Source organism: Sphingomonas nostoxanthinifaciens, from assembly GCF_019930585.1.
GTDB lineage: Bacteria > Pseudomonadota > Alphaproteobacteria > Sphingomonadales > Sphingomonadaceae > Sphingomonas_I > Sphingomonas_I nostoxanthinifaciens.
This window is the reverse complement of sequence record NZ_CP082839.1, coordinates 2,662,729-2,680,718: the sequence shown is the minus strand read 5'-3', so window position 1 is coordinate 2,680,718 and position 17,990 is coordinate 2,662,729. Positions and strand designations below refer to the sequence as shown.

11 protein-coding genes are annotated in these 17,990 nt (G+C 67.0%); 9 read left to right on the top strand and 2 right to left on the bottom strand.

The features are described 5' to 3' along the window. Positions 1 to 19 precede the first annotated feature (19 nt). The 7 genes from K8P63_RS12620 (at position 20) to K8P63_RS12590 (ending at position 8,225) form a co-directional block, all read left to right on the top strand. Positions 20 to 2,200 carry a catalase gene (locus K8P63_RS12620; protein ID WP_223796380.1) on the top strand — a complete coding sequence of 727 codons (2,181 nt, stop codon included), beginning with the start codon at positions 20 to 22 and terminating at the stop codon, positions 2,198 to 2,200. After that, the gene (locus K8P63_RS12615; RefSeq protein WP_223796379.1) at positions 2,200 to 3,243 is read left to right on the top strand and encodes a glycosyltransferase; all 1,044 of its coding nucleotides are present in this window, start codon (positions 2,200 to 2,202) and stop codon (positions 3,241 to 3,243) included. Before K8P63_RS12620 ends, K8P63_RS12615 begins: the two co-directional genes overlap by 1 nt. Next, a complete protein-coding gene (locus tag K8P63_RS12610; protein ID WP_223796378.1) occupies positions 3,240 to 4,223 on the top strand; it encodes an acyl-CoA dehydrogenase in 984 nt (327 codons plus the stop codon). The genes K8P63_RS12615 and K8P63_RS12610 overlap by 4 nt, the downstream gene beginning before the upstream one ends. A 26-nt stretch (positions 4,224 to 4,249) precedes the next feature. Next, positions 4,250 to 4,876, top strand: a complete 627-nt coding sequence (locus tag K8P63_RS12605; RefSeq protein ID WP_223796377.1) for a PIG-L family deacetylase — start codon at positions 4,250 to 4,252, stop codon at positions 4,874 to 4,876. Further along, positions 4,873 to 5,469 (top strand): SAM-dependent methyltransferase, encoded by a 597-nt coding sequence (locus K8P63_RS12600; RefSeq protein WP_223796376.1) that lies wholly within the window; start codon positions 4,873 to 4,875, stop codon positions 5,467 to 5,469. The genes K8P63_RS12605 and K8P63_RS12600 overlap by 4 nt, the downstream gene beginning before the upstream one ends. A gap of 53 nt (positions 5,470 to 5,522) precedes the next feature. Continuing rightward, positions 5,523 to 5,708 (top strand): hypothetical protein, encoded by a 186-nt coding sequence (locus K8P63_RS12595; protein ID WP_223796375.1) that lies wholly within the window; start codon positions 5,523 to 5,525, stop codon positions 5,706 to 5,708. A 318-nt stretch (positions 5,709 to 6,026) separates the two neighbouring features. Then, the gene (locus K8P63_RS12590; RefSeq protein ID WP_223796374.1) at positions 6,027 to 8,225 is read left to right on the top strand and encodes a TonB-dependent receptor; all 2,199 of its coding nucleotides are present in this window, start codon (positions 6,027 to 6,029) and stop codon (positions 8,223 to 8,225) included. A gap of 63 nt (positions 8,226 to 8,288) precedes the next feature. On the opposite strand, the gene K8P63_RS12585 is transcribed toward K8P63_RS12590, so the two are convergent. Then, positions 8,289 to 9,350, bottom strand: a complete 1,062-nt coding sequence (locus K8P63_RS12585) for a PepSY-associated TM helix domain-containing protein (protein WP_317629310.1) — start codon at positions 9,348 to 9,350, stop codon at positions 8,289 to 8,291. Positions 9,351 to 9,396: 46 nt separating this feature from the next. After that, a complete protein-coding gene (locus tag K8P63_RS12580; RefSeq protein ID WP_223796372.1) occupies positions 9,397 to 11,553 on the bottom strand; it encodes a TonB-dependent receptor family protein in 2,157 nt (718 codons plus the stop codon). Between the two features lie 148 nt (positions 11,554 to 11,701). On the opposite strand from K8P63_RS12580, the gene K8P63_RS12575 reads away from it, so the two are divergent. Together K8P63_RS12575 and K8P63_RS12570 are read left to right on the top strand one after the other, a co-directional pair. Then, positions 11,702 to 14,845: a sialidase family protein gene (locus tag K8P63_RS12575; RefSeq protein WP_223796371.1), complete on the top strand. Its 3,144-nt coding sequence runs from the start codon at positions 11,702 to 11,704 to the stop codon at positions 14,843 to 14,845. Between the two features lie 41 nt (positions 14,846 to 14,886). Continuing rightward, complete coding sequence (locus K8P63_RS12570) at positions 14,887 to 17,973, top strand: WD40/YVTN/BNR-like repeat-containing protein (protein WP_223796370.1); 3,087 nt, start codon at positions 14,887 to 14,889, stop codon at positions 17,971 to 17,973. Positions 17,974 to 17,990 lie beyond the last annotated feature (17 nt).

Below are 17,990 nucleotides of genomic sequence, written 5' to 3'. Positions count from 1 at the left end.
CATGCCGACTGGAGATTCCATGATGGCGAAGAGCATGAAGACCGCGGGCAAGGTCAAGGGTGAGAGTCCGGCGAAGGCGCCGCCGCTTCCGGCAGGGGCGGACCTGCCGACCAGCTATGCCGAGGCGCAGGGCAATGGCGGCGAGACGCATCAGACCACAGCCGATGCGGCGCTGACCATGACGACCCAGCAGGGCGTGCCGGTCGCGGATGACCAGAATAGCCTGAGGGCCGGCCCGCGCGGCCCGACCCTGCTCGAGGACTTCATCCTGCGGGAGAAGATCTTCCACTTCGATCACGAGCGCATTCCCGAGCGCGTCGTCCATGCGCGCGGCTATGGCGCGCACGGCGTGTTCGAGTTGACCAATAGCCTGGCCGAGTATAGCCGCGCCGACGTGCTGGGCACGGTCGGTCAGCAGACCGAGGCGTTCGTCCGCTTCTCGACCGTGGCGGGCAACAAGGGATCGATGGACCTCGCGCGCGACGTGCGCGGGTTCGCGGTCAAGCTCTACACCAAGCAGGGCAATTGGGACATTGTCGGCAACAACATCCCGGTCTTTTTCATCCAGGATGCGATGAAGTTTCCGGACCTGGTCCACGCGGTGAAGCAGGAACCCGACCGGGCCTTCCCGCAGGCGCAGTCGGCGCACGACAATTTCTGGGACTTCGCCAGCCTGACCCCCGAAGCGTGGCACATGGTGATGTGGCAGATGTCCGATCGGACAATCCCGCGCTCGTTCCGCACGATCGAAGGGTTCGGCGTCCATACCTTCCGTCTGGTCAATGCCGAGGGCAAGTCGACCTTCGTCAAATTCCACTGGAAGCCGCGCCAGGGCCTGCAGTCGGTGATGTGGAACGAGGCGGTGAAGATCAACGGCGCCGATCCCGATTTCCATCGCCGCGACCTGTGGCAGGCGATCGAGAGCGGCGACTTTCCGCAATGGGATCTCGGCGTGCAATTGTTCGATCAGGCGACGGCGGACAGCCTGCCGTTCGACCATCTCGACGCGACCAAGCTGATCCCGGAGGAGCATATTCCGGTCCGCATCGTCGGCACGCTGACGCTCAACCGCAACGTCGACAACTTCTTCGCGAATACAGAGCAGGTCGCCTTCTGCACGCAGAACATCGTGCCGGGCATCGACTTCTCCGACGATCCGCTGCTGCACGGGCGCAATTTCTCGTATCTCGATACGCAGCTGAAGCGGCTCGGCAGCCCGAATTTCACGCATCTGCCGATCAACGCGCCGCGCTGCCCGGTGGCCAATTTCCAGCAGGATGGCCACATGGCGATGCGCAACCCCAAGGGGCGCGCCAATTACGAGCCCAATAGCTGGGGGCCGGAGGGTGGCCCGCGCGAAAATCCCGAGATCGGGTTCCAGAGCTTCCCGGCGGACGTGCAGTCCACCAAGCAGCGCATCCGATCGGAGACGTTTGCCGATCACTACAGCCAGGCACGGCAATTCTTCGTGAGCCAGCAGCCGGTCGAGCAGAAGCATATCGGCGACGCGCTCGTGTTCGAACTGTCGAAGGTCGAGCGCGTGGACATCCGTGCGCGGGCGGTTTCGCACTTGCGCAACATCGACGAGGGGCTCGCCGCGACGGTAGCCGATGGCCTTGGACTGGCGTTGCCGGATGCGGCCAAGGCCGCCAAGCCGACGCTGGACCTGCCGCCATCGCCCGCGCTCAGCATCCTCGGCAACGGCCCGAAAAGCTTCAAGGGTCGCAAGATGGGCATCTTCCTCACCGATGGATCGGATGCAGCGTTGTTCACGGCGCTGACCGGCGCGCTCGATGCCGAGGGCGCGGTGTGGGAGGTGGTCGCGCCCAAGATCGGCGGGGTGACGCTGGATGACGGCACGGCGGTCGCCGCCAAGCAGAAGATCGACGGCGGCCCATCGGTGCTGTTTGACGCGGTGGCGGTGCTGCCCTCGGCGGCTGGCGTGCAATTGCTGGCGCGGGATGCGCCATCGAAGGATTTCGTCTCGGATGCCTTCGCCCACTGCAAGTTCATCGGCGTGGGGGCGAATGCGAAGCCGCTGTTCGACGAAGCGCGCGTTCCGCTCGAACTGGATGACGGCTTCGTGCCGCTCGCCAAGCCGAAGGATGCGAAGGCGTTCGTCGAGGCCTGTCGCACGCTGCGCTATTGGCCGCGCGAACTGAAGGTCGATCTCGACGCAGCATCCAGCCACGCGGGCTGATGCTGGCGCGGAACCTGGCATTGTCGCTTGGGGAGCCGGACGGCGCGTCGGTCGCCATCGGCGTGCCGGTGCGCAACGAAGCTGTCCGGCTCCCGCGCCTGCTCGGGGCGCTGGCGGCGCAGCGGGGCAATCCGCGCTTCACACTCTGCCTGTTCTTCGACAATTGCGACGATGGCAGCAGCGCGCTGGTCGAACGCATGGCGGCCGATCTTCCGTTCCCTGTCATCGGCGAGTGCTGTCACGCCGGTGGGCCACCCAATGCGGGCGCGGCGCGTCGCCGCGCCATGACGCTCGCATCGGCGGCGTGCCGCGATGGCATCCTGCTGACGACCGACGCCGACAGCGAGCCGGCACCGGATTGGGTCGCCGCCAATGTCGCCGCGCTTACGCATGGCGACGTCGTCGCCGGCCGGATCGTCCGGCCGGATGCGCGGACGCGGGATATGCTCGACCGGATCGGCACCTATCTCGACCGGCTGCACGAGGTTCGCCGCATGATCGATCCGGTGCCATGGGAGGCCGACCGGACGCACCACTGGACGAGCGGGGCGAGCCTTGCATTCAGCGCTGAGGTCTATCGTGCGCTCGATGGCTTCCGGCCGCTCGCGAACGGCGAGGATGCGGCGGTCGCGGATGCCGCCGCGCGGGCAGGCTATCGCATCCGCCGCGACGCCGACGTGGTCGTGCGCACCTCCAGCCGGCGGATCGGTCGGGCCGATCGCGGCTTTGCCACGGCGCTGGCGGCATTCGATCAGGCCATCGGCCTGCCCGAGGTCGCGCATCCCGACGACGAAGCGTGGCGCTTCCGGATGCAGGCGGCGGCGCGCGCGGCTTATGCGGCAGGGGAGGTGCGGTCGCTCGGTATCGCGCTCGGCCTGCCGATCGCCGAGGTCGAGCAGGTCGCGGCCGAGTGCGTCAATGACGAGGCGTTTGCGGCCCGGATCGTCGGTGCGCCACCGGGCGGCCTTCGCACCGTCAGTCTCGCCCATGCCGAGGCGCTGCTCGCGGGGTTCGAGCAATTCGACTTGGTCGGCGCGGCGTGAACCCGCCGCTCGAACGCGCCGATATCGCGGCGCTCACCGCGCGACTGGACGACCTGGCCGACCCCAAGGACGCCGCTGCCCTGCTGGAGCTGTTGCGCCTGCTCCATTGGGTCGGGCGACGCGATCTGCCGCTGGGGCGCGTGTTCGAGGGGCATGTCGACGCGCTCCAGATCATCGCGCGCTATGGCACGCCGGGGCAGGCGCGCGATGCGCAGGACGCGGCCCGTCGCGGTGCCGCATTTGGCGTGTGGAATGCCGATCAGCCCGGCGATCCGCTGCTTTTATGCGACGGCCGGCTGGACGGTGCCAAGGCGTTCGCGTCGGGCGCGGGCGTTCTTTCCCACGCGATCGTGTCCGTCGACGTCGAGGGACAGCGTCAGCTGATCCTGATCGATCTCGATCGTGTCGCGCCGATCATCGACCGGACCTGGTGGCGCGTGACCGGCATGCAGCGGTCCGAGACGCATATCGTCCGCTGGACGGATCAGACGGTCGATGCCGACGCGCTGATCGGCGTACCGGGCGATTATGTTCGCGAGCCGTGGTTCGGTGGCGGCGCGATCCGGTTCGCGGCGGTGCAGGCCGGCGGCATCGCCGCGATCGTCGATCAGGTGCGCGATCATCTGGTCGCGCAGGATCGTGTGGCCGACCCGCACCAGTCCGCGCGGCTTGCGCAGCTTTACCTTGCGGCTCAATCGGCCGCCGATGCGGTCGCGGCGGCCGCGCGATCCTGGCGCGCGGACGATATCGTCGGCACGCTCGCCCGCGTGGCCGCGGCTCGCGTCGCGGTTTATGAAGCGGGCGAACGTGCTCTGACGATCGCGCAGGCGGCGGTCGGGGTGCAGGCGATGTTCGTCGACCATCCACTGGCGGCGACGCTTGCCGATCTCGCGGTCTATCTCCGCCAGCCGGGGCCGGACGCGCAGCGCGCGCGCGTCGGCGGCGCGGTCGCCGCGAACATCCTGACGCCCACGCTGTGAGGAACGATCCGCTTTCGGCGCGACGCGTGCTGGTCGTCGCCCCGCATCCCGATGACGAGGCGATCGGCGCATGGGGCCTGATGTCGCGATTGCGGCGCGCAGGCGCTGTGGTCGAGGTGATCGTCGTGAGTGACGGCGGCGCATCGCATCCCGGCAGCATCACATGGCCGCGCCAGCGGCTGGTGCGCGCGCGCCGGCGCGAAACGCTGCAGGCGATGCGCGGGCTGGGTCTGTCCGGGCGATCTGTCCGCTTTCTCGATCTGCCCGACGGCCAGCTCTCGGACGATCCCCGGCGACTGCGAGCGACGATCCTGCGCGCATTGCACCGCCGCCGGCCGCCCGACCTGATCGCCGGCCCGGACGTGGCCGATGCGCATGCGGATCATGCTGCGGTGGCCGCGGCGTTGGCGGCCATTCGGCGTCGGGGCGAGTGGCGGCTTGGCTATCACGTCTGGCCCGAGGGCGCCGCGCGCGGCCCGCGCCGCTGCCGGGTGCCACTGGACGGCCGAGCGCTGGCCGCGAAGCGCCGTATCGTGCGCGGCTATCGTACGCAGACCGGGATCATCGCCGATGCCCAGGCCGGCTTCGCGATGACGCACCGTCATCTGCGCGCTTTCGTCCGCCCGCAGGAATGCTTTGCGGTGCGCGCATGAATCCGATCGCGCTGGCGGGTTTCGCCGACAAGTTTGCGGGCGATCACGATCCGTGGTCGACGTGGACCGATCCGGATGAGGCGCTCAAGCGACGCGCGATCCTGCACGGCCTGCCGCCCGGCCCCGTGGGCCGCCTGCTCGAGCTCGGCGCCGGAAACGGATCGAATAGCCGCTCTCTGGCCCGCCATGCGCTGCGGCTCGACGCGACCGAGGCCACGGGCGAGGGCACGGCCTTGGTCGAACGGGCGATCGTCGGCGCTCGCGGCGCACGTGCGATGCGATTGGTCGTGCCCGCACGGCCGCCGCGGGCCGCCTATGACGCGATCGTGATCGCCGAGCTGCTCTACTATCTCGATGCGCGCGCCATGCAGCGGCTGGCCGAGCAGGTCGCCGCGGTTCTGCGGGTCGGCGGCACGCTGGTCCTCGCGCACCACCGCATCACCTTCTACGATTTCGCGCAGCATGCCGATGGAATCCACGATCGGTTTTTGCGCCAGACCGGCGTGCGCTGGCAGTGTGGCCCGGTCTTGAAGACGGGGCGATGGGCGGTCGCGACATGTCGCCGCCAGAATGGCGCGCGGACCCAATCATGATCTCAAGCGCTTGAACAAGGTCGAGAATTTCGACCCGTTCAAAGGAGACCATGATGAGCATCAAAGGTGAGATCAAGGAAGCTGCCGGGTTCGTGAAGGAAGAAGCCTTCGAGCATGGCAAGTCGCCGGCCAGCCAGGAAAAGGCCCGGGAAGGACGCGATCTCCGCAACGAAGGTCGCATCGAAGACGGCAAGGCGCCGAAGGTCACCGTGCCCGGCACCGGCCATTCCGATAGCTGATTCGAATATTAGCCCCCGCTCGGCGGGGGCTAATCACCTTCTGGCGCAATGAAGCGCGCCGGCGTTCTGCCCGATGCAGGCGCCTGAACAGTATTGATATCGCGCGCGAACATGACGCGCCCCGGCCGGCTGAAGATCGATCCCAGCCCAGCATCGACAATCCCCGCCGCCGTTTCCCCGCATTTTCGATTTCGGATACGATTTGACGTCCGGCGGGAAGAGCCCGAATACAGGGCAGCCCCGCAGGCCCGCGCCCGATCATAACGAATGACGGGCGTGCGGATCGAATGGGTGCGTCGCATACCAAAAGGGGTATCAATGAAAGCACTTACGAAGCTGGCGTGCGCGGTCGCGCCGGCGGCCCTGGCCTTTACGCCGGCCCTGGCGGAGGAGCCGGTCCGTACGATCGTCGTGACCGGGGTGACGACGACGCCGCTGGACGAGGCGCCGACCTTGGACAAGACCGGCACGCCGCTCGCCGATCTGCCGCGCAGCATCCAGGTGATCCCGCACGAGCTGATCGAGCAGCAGGGCGGCGTCCTGCTCAAGGACGTGATCCGCAACGTCAGCGGGCTGAGCGAGGGCGGCAACATGGCGTTCGGCTTCTACGATCGCTTCTCGGTGCGCGGCCTGCCCGTATCCTTCCTGACCGACGGCCTGCCCGACACGACCTCCGACGTCGGCGGGTATATCCACTCGCTGACCGGCGTTGAGCGGGTCGAGGTGCTGAAGGGGCCGGGCTCGGCATTGCTCGGCGCGGCGCAGACGGGTGGCTCGATCAACCTCGTCCGCTACCAGCCGAACGGCACGTTGTCGGGCTCGGTCAGCGAGCAATATGGCTCGTTCGACACCACCACCTCGAGCGTGTCGCTCAACGTGCCGCTGTCCTCGACCGTCTCCGCGCGGATCGACGGCGAATATATGAACACCGACGGCTATCGCGGGCAGCGCAACTCGACCGCCGAAGTCTATGGCAGCCTCGCCTTCCGGCCGACCAACCACACTATCATCCTGCGGCTGGAATATCACGATCTGGCCGCGACGCCGGATGCGGTGGGCGTGCCATTCACGCCGCCCACGGGCACCGGCCTGCCCGCGCCGGTGAACCCGGAAAACCGCTATTATTCGCCGTTCGCCTTCGCCAACCAATCGATCAAGCGCGTGGCGCTGAGCGATGCGTGGGCGGTGAACGATACGCTGACGGTGAACGTGCGCACCGCTTATACCGATCGCGACGTCGATCTCGCGCGCAACGTCGGCGGCACTTTGACGCGCAACGGCAGCACCTATTCGCTCACGGCGCGGCAGCTTCGCGCGCAGACCGACAACATCCACGATTTCGTCTTCCAGGCCGAGCCCACCTGGCATTTCGATGCGGGCTCGATGCCGGTGATGCTGCTGGTGGGCGCCGAGGCGCGCAAGATCGACGCGACGTCGGTGCGCAGCACCGCCGATCTGCCCAACATCGCCAACATCTATGCGCCGGTGACGCCCGAGACGAGCCTGTCGTCGCTCAGCTTCCTGTGCAACGCCACGCACGGCTGCAACAATGCGAAGCTGGAGGGGCGCTTCTACGGCGTCTACGGCGTCGGCCAGATCGACCTGACCCACCGGCTGAAGCTGCGTCTTTCGGTGCGCCAGAACTGGTTCGAGACCTCGGCCGAGGGGCGGACGATCATCCCGCTCAATCCCAGCTCGCAGCATGTCTGCTCGCCGCCCGCCGCCACCGCCTGTGCGTTCGTGCCGGGCGTTCCGGTCGATCGCAAGGATCATCCGGTGTCGTGGGACGTCGGCGCGGTCTATCAATTGGTCGACGCGCTCTCGGTCTTCGGCGGCTATTCCAGCTCGACCAACCCGTTGTTCAACACCGAGGAGACGCAGAGCATCGGCCAGACGCCCGACAAGGGCACCCAGCTGGAGGCGGGGCTGCGCTTCACGCCCGCCACCTGGCTGACCGTGACGTCGTCGATCTTCAAGACCAAGCGCGACAACGTGTTCGTCATCCTCGCCGTGCCGGACCCGAACGGCACCGGCAACCTCAGCACCGCGCAGGTCTATTCGTATCGCACCAAGGGTTGGGAAAGCGATATCAACCTGCGCCCGTTGCGGTCGTGGACGATCACCGGCAACTTCACGCTGCAGAATGCGCGGATCACCGACTATCCGCAGTCGCCCGCTCTGGTCGGCAATCACGTGCAGAACGTGCCGAAGCGGATCGGCAACGTCTGGACCAACTATGACATCGGCTTGCCCGAGGACCTCGGCACGCTCCAGCTGTCGGCGGGTGCGCGCTACAAGAGCGCCTATTTTGCCGACGCCGCGCAGACCCGCACGCTGCCGAGCGCGACCCTGGTCGATGCGTCGGGCGCGCTGATCCACGGCCGCTGGACCTTCCGCGGCGGCGTCCAGAACATCCTCGACAAGGTGAACTGGACCCAGGCGGCGGGCGTCGGCGCCGGTGCCCTTCCCGGGCCGGGCCGCACCTTCTACGTCAGCGGCGCCGTCAAACTGTTCTGACGGCACACCGGCGGATGATGCGACCAGGCGGGGCCAGCGCCGGCCCCGCCTCGGACGCTCATGTCAGGCAGCGACGCGCTTGGGACGCTTGAACCAGAAGGTCCATGTCGTCAGGCTGCCCAGCAGCATCAGCGAGACACCCGACAGCGTCATCAGCAGCCGATAGGCGAGGCCGCCCACGCCGGCGGTGTGGAGCGGGAACAGCATGTTCTCGGCGCGCACCTGCGCGGGCAGGATGCGCGAATCCTGCGTGCCGATCATCCGCCCGTCGGCGGGATCGAACCATGCCAAGGTGCGGCCGTCGGGCAGCCATTCCTCGGGCTGGCGCATGCGCAGGATGATGACGCCCTTCTTGCCCATCGGCATCTGCAGCTTGCGGACCTCGGCTTCGGGGAAGCGCGCGCGCGCCTGGCGGACCATCGCCGCCCAATCGAGCGCCGGCAGGGCCTGCTTGGCGGGGACATAACGCGGGGGCGTCATCTTGCGCGCCGCGGCGATCGCGGCCGGCGCGCCGGGGCCGAACATGATCGCCGAGAAGGGGCGGAAGGCCATCAGCGTGCCGGTGACGAACGACAGCAGCAGCAACGGCGCGAGCACGATGCCGAAATCGCGATGCCAGCGGACGATCGCCGGGCGGCTCATTCGCTTGGGCAACAGGCGGAAGGCGAAGGTCTTGCGCGTTTGCCACCACAGCAAGGCGCCCGTGACGACGAACGCGATCGCGAGCAACCCGACGACGCCGACGACCCGCTCGCCGGCGTCACCGATCAGCAAATGATGATGCAGATCGAACAGCCAGAGCTCGGGACGCTGCCACTGGCTCGTCCAGTGCGTGACGATCGCGCCCGACTGATCGGCATAAGCGCCGCCCGCGCCCTTGAAGGCGAGCAGGTCGAGACCGAAATCCTTGGTCGCGAAGATGATCGAGTTCGGGCGGGTGGCACCGTCCTGCATCAGGCGCTGCGCGGTGGCGGCGAGCAAGGCGGTCGACTGGTCCTGCGCGTCGTGCGCGTGCGGCAGCATCACCCAGAAGCGGCGATGGACGAGGATCGCCCCGGTCAGCCCCATCATGGTGAGCAGGACGCCGATGAACCCGCCGGTCCAGCGGTGGAGAATGTCGACCATTCGCATTTTCGGATCAGCTCCCAGCCTTCGTCACGATCGTTCGCGGCTAGAAACCGACCGCGACGCCGCCATAGATTTTGCGCGTGCGTGCCGGCTCGATCCCGTTCTGGAACACGCGCACATAATATTTGCGGTTGCCGACGTTCGAGATGCCGCCGAGCAGGCGCAGGTTCTTCGTCAGATAATAGTCGCCTGAAATGTCGACCACCGTGTAGCCGGGCACCTTCGCGGGGATGAAGCTCGCGCCGGTGCCGATCGGCAGGTCCGAATCCTGCCAATATTGCGAGCTGACCGTCTGGCCCGACACGCTCAGGTCGTAACGCCGGTCGCGCATGATGCTGATACCGTATTTGGCGATGACGTGCGGGGCGTAGGCCGGGGTGTCGCCCGCGCGATCCACCAGCAGGCTCTTGGTGAAGGTCGCGTCCAGCAGGCTGAGGTTGCCGAAGGCGGTCAGGTGGCGCCCGCTCTTGTTGCCCGCGAGGAAATCGTAGGACAATTCGCCCTCGAAGCCGCGATGGCGGGTGTTGCCGCTGTTGCGATTGACCGAATCCGTGGCCGACAGCGTGATCGTCTCGATCCGGTTGCGGAAATCGATCCAGAACAGGCCGGCATCGTAGAACAGGCCCTTGATCGGCGTGCCGTGGACGCCTGCCTCGAACGACAGCGACTTCGACGGATCGGCGACGTTGCCGGGGCCGACATTGGCGAAGGGCGAGGCGACGTCGAAGAAGCGCAGCGGGCGATAGCCCTGCGTGACGCTGAAATAGGTCTCGTTCTGGTTGCCGAAGTCGAAGCCCGCGCCGAGGCCGCCGAGCGGCACCCAGCGCACGACCTTCTCGTCGATCAGCGACCGCGTGAGGAATGGCGGGCGCACGGTCTCGTTGATGTCGATCGATTCGCGCTCGACCCGGACGGAGGGCACGATGTGCCAGCTGTGCGGCAGGCGGAACACGTTCTCGGCGAAGATCGCGGCATAGGTGCTGTCGCGATCCTGGTTGAGGCGAGGCGTGCCCGAATGGTCGTCGCGCGCCTGCACCAGGTTCGTGCTGGTCCATTGCAGATAGGGTGCGCTGTCATGATAGCCGACCGCGCCCACCGTGAGCGCGTTGCCATGGCCCCAGCGCTTGACCAGCCGGGCATCGATCCCCTGGCTGCGGAACTCCTCGTCGGTGATCGTGGTCGTCGTCGGCGCCGCGGCACCGGGTGCCTGATTGGCAGCCGCCCGGCTCGACAAATTCTGCCACGCGAACCACGCCTTCGCGTCGAGCTTCCAGCCATTGCCGAGATTGCTCTGGTTGCCGAGCGTGACGGCGGTGCGGCGCACCCAGTCGCGATTGTACGGGGTTGGCGCGTAATTCGGGTCGCTCTGGAACTGCGAATAGCCGATGCGGCCTGGGTCGCCCGCGCTGACGTCGTAATGATTGACGTCGACATACCAGAGCTGATCCTTGCTCGCGCGATAGGCGAGATAGACGTCGCCCTGCAGCAGCCGCGAGCCCGCATTCTGGCGCTGGCCGTCGCTGCGTGTCGCGCCGAAGGCGGCGCGGAACTCGAACTTGCCCGACGTGCCCTCGATCGCATTGTAGGTGGAGAAGAGCCCGTCGCTCCCGCCGACATTCTCGCTATAGCCGCCGATCGGCTCGCCCGGCGTCGGCCGCTTCGACACGAAGTTCAGTGCCGGGGCCGGATTGGGGCCGTAGAGCAGGCTCGATCCGCCGCGGATCAGCTCCACCCTGGCGATGCCCTGCGGCAGCGGCTGGTAATAGAGCGTCGGGAAGCCGATCCAGTCGGTCGAGATCGGCAGGCCGTCCTGCAGCGCCAGTACGAATTCGGATTCCTGCGGATTGCCGAGGCCGCGGTAATTGAGGTTGAACTGCGACGGCGTCTGCTGATCGGTCACGAGCAGGCCGGGCAGGCGTGCGAACAGCTGGCGCTGATTATTGTCGATGACCGTCGGGACGAGATTGAGCTTGGTGACCGAGGTCTTCTTGGTGACGGTGATCTTGGTGCCGTCCACCTCGGGCGAGATATGATCGAGCTTCGCTGGCGTGTCGTCATTGTGCGCGCCGACGACCACGATGGTGCTCTGCTCCGGCGGGGGCTCGTGATACGGCGCGCGCTGCGCGGCGAGCGGGAAGATCGGGAGCGCGCAGGTCGCCAGGACGAGCGCGCGACGGCGTGTTGCAGTGCGAATGGCCAAACCCCTCTTTTGTCGACCGCTAGCGGCGTCCGCCCTCTGCGCAGCATTGTGCCGTCGCAGCGTTTTAAGCCTATTCATTCGTATACGAATCTGCTCTTTCGGCGCAACAGTTTGACATAGGGACGTGCGACAGATGCCGATCAAGGCGATGAAAACCCTTCCGATCCTTCTTTCGTTCGTCGCGACCGGCCCGATCGTCGCCGCAACCTCGAACATGGCCTACGATCCGTCGCAATGGGCCGGGCTACATTATCGCGACGCCGGCCCGTGGCGCGGCGGGCGCGTGACGACGGTCACCGGCGTGCCGTCGCAGCCGCAGACCTTCTACATGGGCACGGTCGGCGGCGGCGTGTGGAAGACCACCGACGGCGGCCATAACTGGCACAATATGACCGACGGCCAGTTCGCGGTCGGCTCGATGGGCGCAGTGGCGGTGGCGGAGAGCAATCCCGACATCATCTATGCCGGGACCGGATCGTCCAAGATCCGCAGCAACGTCTCGATCGGGCGCGGCATCTACAAGTCGGTCGATGCCGGCAAGACGTGGACCTTCACCGGGCTGCGCGACGTGGGGCAGATCGCGACGATCCGCATCAACCCGACCAACCCCGACGAATTGTTCGTCGCGGCGGGCGGCGATCCGTTCAAGCCGACGCCCGACCGCGGCATCTATCGCTCGCGCGACGGCGGCAAGACGTGGACGAAGGTGCTGTACGTTTCCGACGAGCTCGGCGCGGCCGATGTCGAGATCCAGCCGGGGCATCCCAACGTGCTGTTCGCCTCGATCTGGCACGGCCGCCGCAAGCCGTGGACGATCGTCTCCGGCAGCAAGGACGGCGGCATCTACAAGTCGGTCGACGGCGGCGATCATTGGACCAAGCTGGGCGGCGGCCTGCCGACCGGCGGCGAGTTCGGCCGCTCCAACGTCGGCGTGACGCCCGCCGCGCCCGACCGCATTTACGCGCTGATCGAGGCGAAGCCCGGCTCGGGCCTCTACCGTTCGGACGATGCCGGCGCGACCTGGAGCCACGTCGACGACGAGGGCCGGATCATCGCGCGGCCATTCTACTATACCACGCTCGGCGTCGACCCGATGAACCCGGACGTGGTCTATGTTGGTGACGAGGACTGGTTCAAGTCGACCGACGGCGGCAAGACCTTCGCCACCCAGCGCGTGCCGCACGGCGACAATCACGACATCTGGATGAACCCGCACGACAGCCGGATCATGATCCAGTCGAACGATGGCGGCGCCAACATCTCCTACGATGGCGGTGCGAGCTGGAGCCCGCAATCGAACCAGCCGACCGCCGAAATCTACCAGGTCGCGGTCGACGATCAGTTTCCGTACCGGCTCTATGGGGCGCAGCAGGACAATACGACGGTGATCGTCACCTCGCTGCCCACCGGCACCGGGCAGGCCTTCCGCGAGGGGCCGGGCTGCGAGACCGGGCCGAGCATTCCGAAGCTGCACGATCCCAACATCGTCTGGGGCGGCTGCAAGGGGCAGTTCACGCGCCTGAACATCAGCAGCAACAATAACGAGCAGCGTTACTGGATCGGTGGCGAGAGCCTGTACGGCAGCGAGCCGACCAACCTGACCTATCGCTTCCAGCGGGTCGCGCCGATGGAGATCTCGCCGGTCGATCCGGAGACGGTCTATTACGGCTCGCAATATCTGCACCGCTCGCGCGACGGCGGCGTACATTGGGAGCGGATCAGCCCCGATCTCACGGCGAAGCCCAAGGGCACGCAATATGGATCGGGCGAGCCGATCACGCGCGATGCGACGGGCGAGGAGATGTATTCGACCGTCTATGCGATCCGCGAATCCGCGGTGAAGCCGGGCGTGATCTGGACCGGATCGAACGACGGCCTCGTCTACGTGACGCAGGATGCGGGCAAGACGTGGACCAACGTGACGCCGAAGGGGCTGCTGCCCGGCGGCCGCGTGCAGAATATCGAGCCCGGCGTGCGCGAACCCGGCACCGCCTATATCGCCATCTATCGCTATCTGCTCGGCGACTTCCAGCCCTACATCTATCTCACCGACGATTACGGCAAGAGCTGGACGCGGTTGACCGACGGCACCAACGGCATCGCCAGGGACGAGCCCACGCGCGTGGTGCGCGAGGATCCCGAGCGTCCCGGCCTTCTTTATGCCGGCACCGAGTTCGGCCTGTACGCCTCGTTCGATCGCGGCGCGCATTGGCAGAGCCTGCAGCTCAACCTGCCGGCCGTGCCGGTGACCGACATCCGGCTGACGCATGGCGACCTGCAATTGTCGACGCAGGGGCGCGGCTTCTGGATCCTCGGCAATCTCTCGCCGCTGCGCCAGCTCCCGGCTCCCTCGGCGGCGGCCGCGACGCGGCTGTACAAGCCGGCGACCGCGATCCGTATTCCGGCGGCGGGCGATCATGGCCCCGCACCGGGCACCGGCCCGGAATATCCGCTCGACGGCGCGCAGATCGACTATTTCGTGGGCGCCGACGCGCAGGCGGCACCGGTCACGCTCACGATCCTCGATGCCAATGGGCAGCCGGTCCGCTCGTTCAGCAGCGCTGCGACGGCGGGTCGCGCGGCCGGCGGGGGCGGGGAGGATGACGGGCTGCATTTCCGGCCGTCTTATTCGACCCGGCTCGACGCCAAGCCGGGCATGCACCGCTTCACCTGGGATCTGCGCTATGCGGGCATGCCGGCGTCGCCCGCCGGCGCCCCCACGCCCGGTGCCAACGCGCCGCGCGCGCCGGCCGGTCCGGTCGCGGCGCCCGGCCATTATACGGTGGTGTTCACCGAAGGTAGCGTCACCGCGCGCCAGCCGCTCGACATCGTCGAGGATCCGCGCGTCGTCGCCGACGGGGTGAGCGATGCCGATCTGCAGGCGCAGCTGCAGCACAATCTGCGCGCGCTGAAGCTGGTGCAGGATACCAACTTCACCGTGGCGCGCATCCAGGATGCCGAGGCACAGCTCAAGGCGCATCCCGACCGTGCCAAGGAAAAGGCGCTCGACGTACTGGCGGCGGAGCTGATCACGCCGCGCATCCGCTACAGCCAGCCGGCGCTGCAGTCGCAGGTGACCTACCTGTACAGCGAGAACACCATGACCGACCAGAAGGTCGGACAGGATGCGATCGATCGCTACGCCGTACTGCGCCAGAAGATCGACACCGCCACCGCCACGCTCGACAAGATCATCGGCCCGGCCACGCCGGACGATTATGCGCGCTATGTCAGCGGCGGGATGACGGGTGCCTCGCCGGACGACGACGATGATGACAATGACGACAATTGATCCGGCGCCGGGGCGCTGACACGACTTTGCGGGGACGAGACATGGTAGGGCTAAGGCTTGCGCGCATCTTCCTGTGCGGTCTGCTGGCGGGGAGTTCGATCGCGCACGCGCAGTCGGACGTCTCGTTCGGGCCGCTCAAGTGGCGCAACATCGGGCCGAACCGCGGCGGTCGCTCGATCACCGCGGCCGGCAGCCCCGGCCGTCCGCTCGAATATTATTTCGGCGCGGTCGGCGGCGGCCTGTGGAAGACCACCGACGGCGGCACGAGCTGGGCGGCGGTGACCGATCAGAAGATCGGAAGCTCCTCGGTCGGCGCGGTCGCGGTCGCGCCGTCCAACCCCGACATCGTCTATGTCGGCATGGGCGAGACCGAGCTGCGCGGCAACGTCATGCAGGGCGACGGCGTCTACAAGTCGACCGACGGCGGCAAGACGTGGAAGAATATCGGGCTGCGCGACACGCAGTCGATCGCGCGTATCCGCGTCGACCCCAAGGATCCCAACCTCGTCTACGTCGCGGCGCTCGGCCACCCCTATGACAAGAGCAGCGCGCGCGGCGTCTATCGTTCGCGCGACGGCGGCGCGACGTGGCAGAAGATCCTCTACAAGAACGACGTCGCCGGCGCGGTCGACCTGTCGATCGATCCGAACGATCCCAAGACGATGTTCGCCGCGATCTGGGACGTCTACCGCACGCCATGGTCGCTCTCCAGCGGCGGCCCGGCGAGCGGGCTCTACAAGTCGACCGACGGCGGCGACACGTGGACGGACATCACCCGCAATCCGGGCCTGCCGTCGGGCATCGTCGGCAAGATCGGCGTCGCGGTCTCGGGTGCGGATTCGAAGCGCATCTTCGCGATGGTCGAGAATGAGAATGGCGGCGTCTTCCGTTCGGACGACGGCGGCGCGACCTGGGCCAAGGTCAACGACGACCGCAAGGTCCGCCAGCGCAATTTCTATTATACGCGGGTCTATACCGATCCGAAGAACAAGGACGTCGTCTATGCGATGAACACCTCGTTCTTCCGCTCGACCGACGGCGGCAAGACGTTCAAGAGTATCCCGCAGCTCCACGGCGACAATCACGATCTGTGGATCGATCCCAATGATCCCGATCGCATGGTGCAGGCGAATGACGGCGGCGCCAGCGTCTCGGTCAATGGCGGCAAGAGCTGGACGCAGGAGAATTACCCGACCGCGCAACTCTATCACGTCGCCACCACCGCCGACATTCCGTACCAAGTGTGCGGCGCGCAGCAGGACAACAGCACGTTATGCGTGCCGAGCGACGACGGCGAGAATTTCCGCGATCCCACCAAGAAAGCGGGCGACTGGCTGTATGCGGTGGGCGGCGGCGAGAGCGGCTATATCGCGCCCGATCCCACCGATCCCGACATCTTCTACGCCGGCAGCCAGGGCGCTTTGCTGACCCGCTATAATCGCCACACCGGCATTTCGCGCGACGTGCAGGTCTATCCGTTATTCTTCTCGGGCATGCCCGCCAAGGAGCTCAAGGAGCGCTGGCAGTGGACCTTCCCGATCGTGTTCGATCCGCTCGATCCGAACACGATTTACACCTCGTCGCAGCACCTGTTCCGCACCACCGACAAGGGGCAGAGCTGGGCGACGATCAGCCCCGATCTGACGCGCGCCGATCCCAAGACGCTGGGTGACAGCGGCGGCCCGATCACGCACGATCAGAACGGGCCGGAAATCTACGGCACGATCTTCGCCGTCGCGCCCTCGCGCACGGTGAAGGGCGAGATTTGGACCGGATCGGACGACGGGCTCGCTTATCTCACGCGCGACGCGGGCAAGACGTGGGCGAAGATCACGCCGGCGGGGCTGCCCAACTTTTCGCGCATCAGCATCATCGATGCGTCGTGGCATGATGCGGCGACCGCCTATCTCGCCGCAAATCGCTATCAGCTCGGCGATCGCGCGCCCTACATCTTCCGCACGCACGATTATGGGCGGACGTGGACGAAGATCGTGGCAGGCATTCCCGCCGACGATTTCCCGCGCGTCGTGCGCGAGGATCCGGTGCGCGAGGGCATGCTCTATGCCGGCACCGAGCATGGCATCTATCTGTCCTACGACGATGGCGATCACTGGCAGTCGCTGCGGCTGAACCTGCCCGATACGCAGGTCTCCGACATCACGATCCATGGCGCGGACGTGGTGATCGCGACGCATGGCCGATCCTTCTACATCCTCGACGACGTGGCGGCGCTGCGCCAGTACGCGCCCGGCATCGCCGCCGAGCCGCTCCACCTCTATGCGCCGCGGCCGATGACAAGCGGCGTCGACAAGGCGGTGATCGACTACAGCCTCGCCAAGCCCGCGACGCACATCACGATCGAAGTGCTCAAGGACGGCCAGGTCGTCCACACCGCCAGCGGCGACGCGGCGGCGGACAAGGAAGCTGAGAAGGCCGAGGAGAATACCGGCGGCGACGATCGGCCCAAGCCCAAGCCGCCGACGCGGCTGGCCGGGCTCAACCGCACCGAATGGAACGGCTATTGGCCGGGCGCGGTCAAGTTTTCGGGCATGATCCTGTGGGGCGCGAGCGCCGATCGCGGCCCGATGGCGCTCCCCGGCGACTATCAGCTGCGCGTCACCGCGGACGGCGTCGTGCAGACGCAGACGTTGACCATCCTGCCCGATCCGCGCACGCCCACCGTCACCGCCGCCGATCTCGACAAGCAATATAAGCTGGCGATGCGGCTGCGCGACGAGGTGTCGCAGGCCAATACGATGGTCATCCATATCCGCGATCTGCGCGCGAAGCTCGCCGACGACGCCAAGGCGGCGCCCGGCCTCGATCGGGCTGCGGCACCATTGCTCGCCAAGCTGACCACGATCGAGGAGGCGCTCTATCAGGTGCGCAATCGCAGCGGGCAGGATCCGCTCAACTTCCCGATCAAGCTCAACAACCAGATCGCCGCGCTGATGCGGGTGGCGATGGACGGGCCGGGCGCGCCGACCGACCAGAGCTATGTCGTGGCGGACGTGCTGACGGCGCGGCTCGCCGCCCAGCAGACGGCCTACGATCAGGCGATGGCGGCGACGCGCGCGAAGCTGAACCCGATCCTGGCCAAGGCCGGCCGGCCGGCGATCGCCGGCTGACGCCGATGCAAGCGACA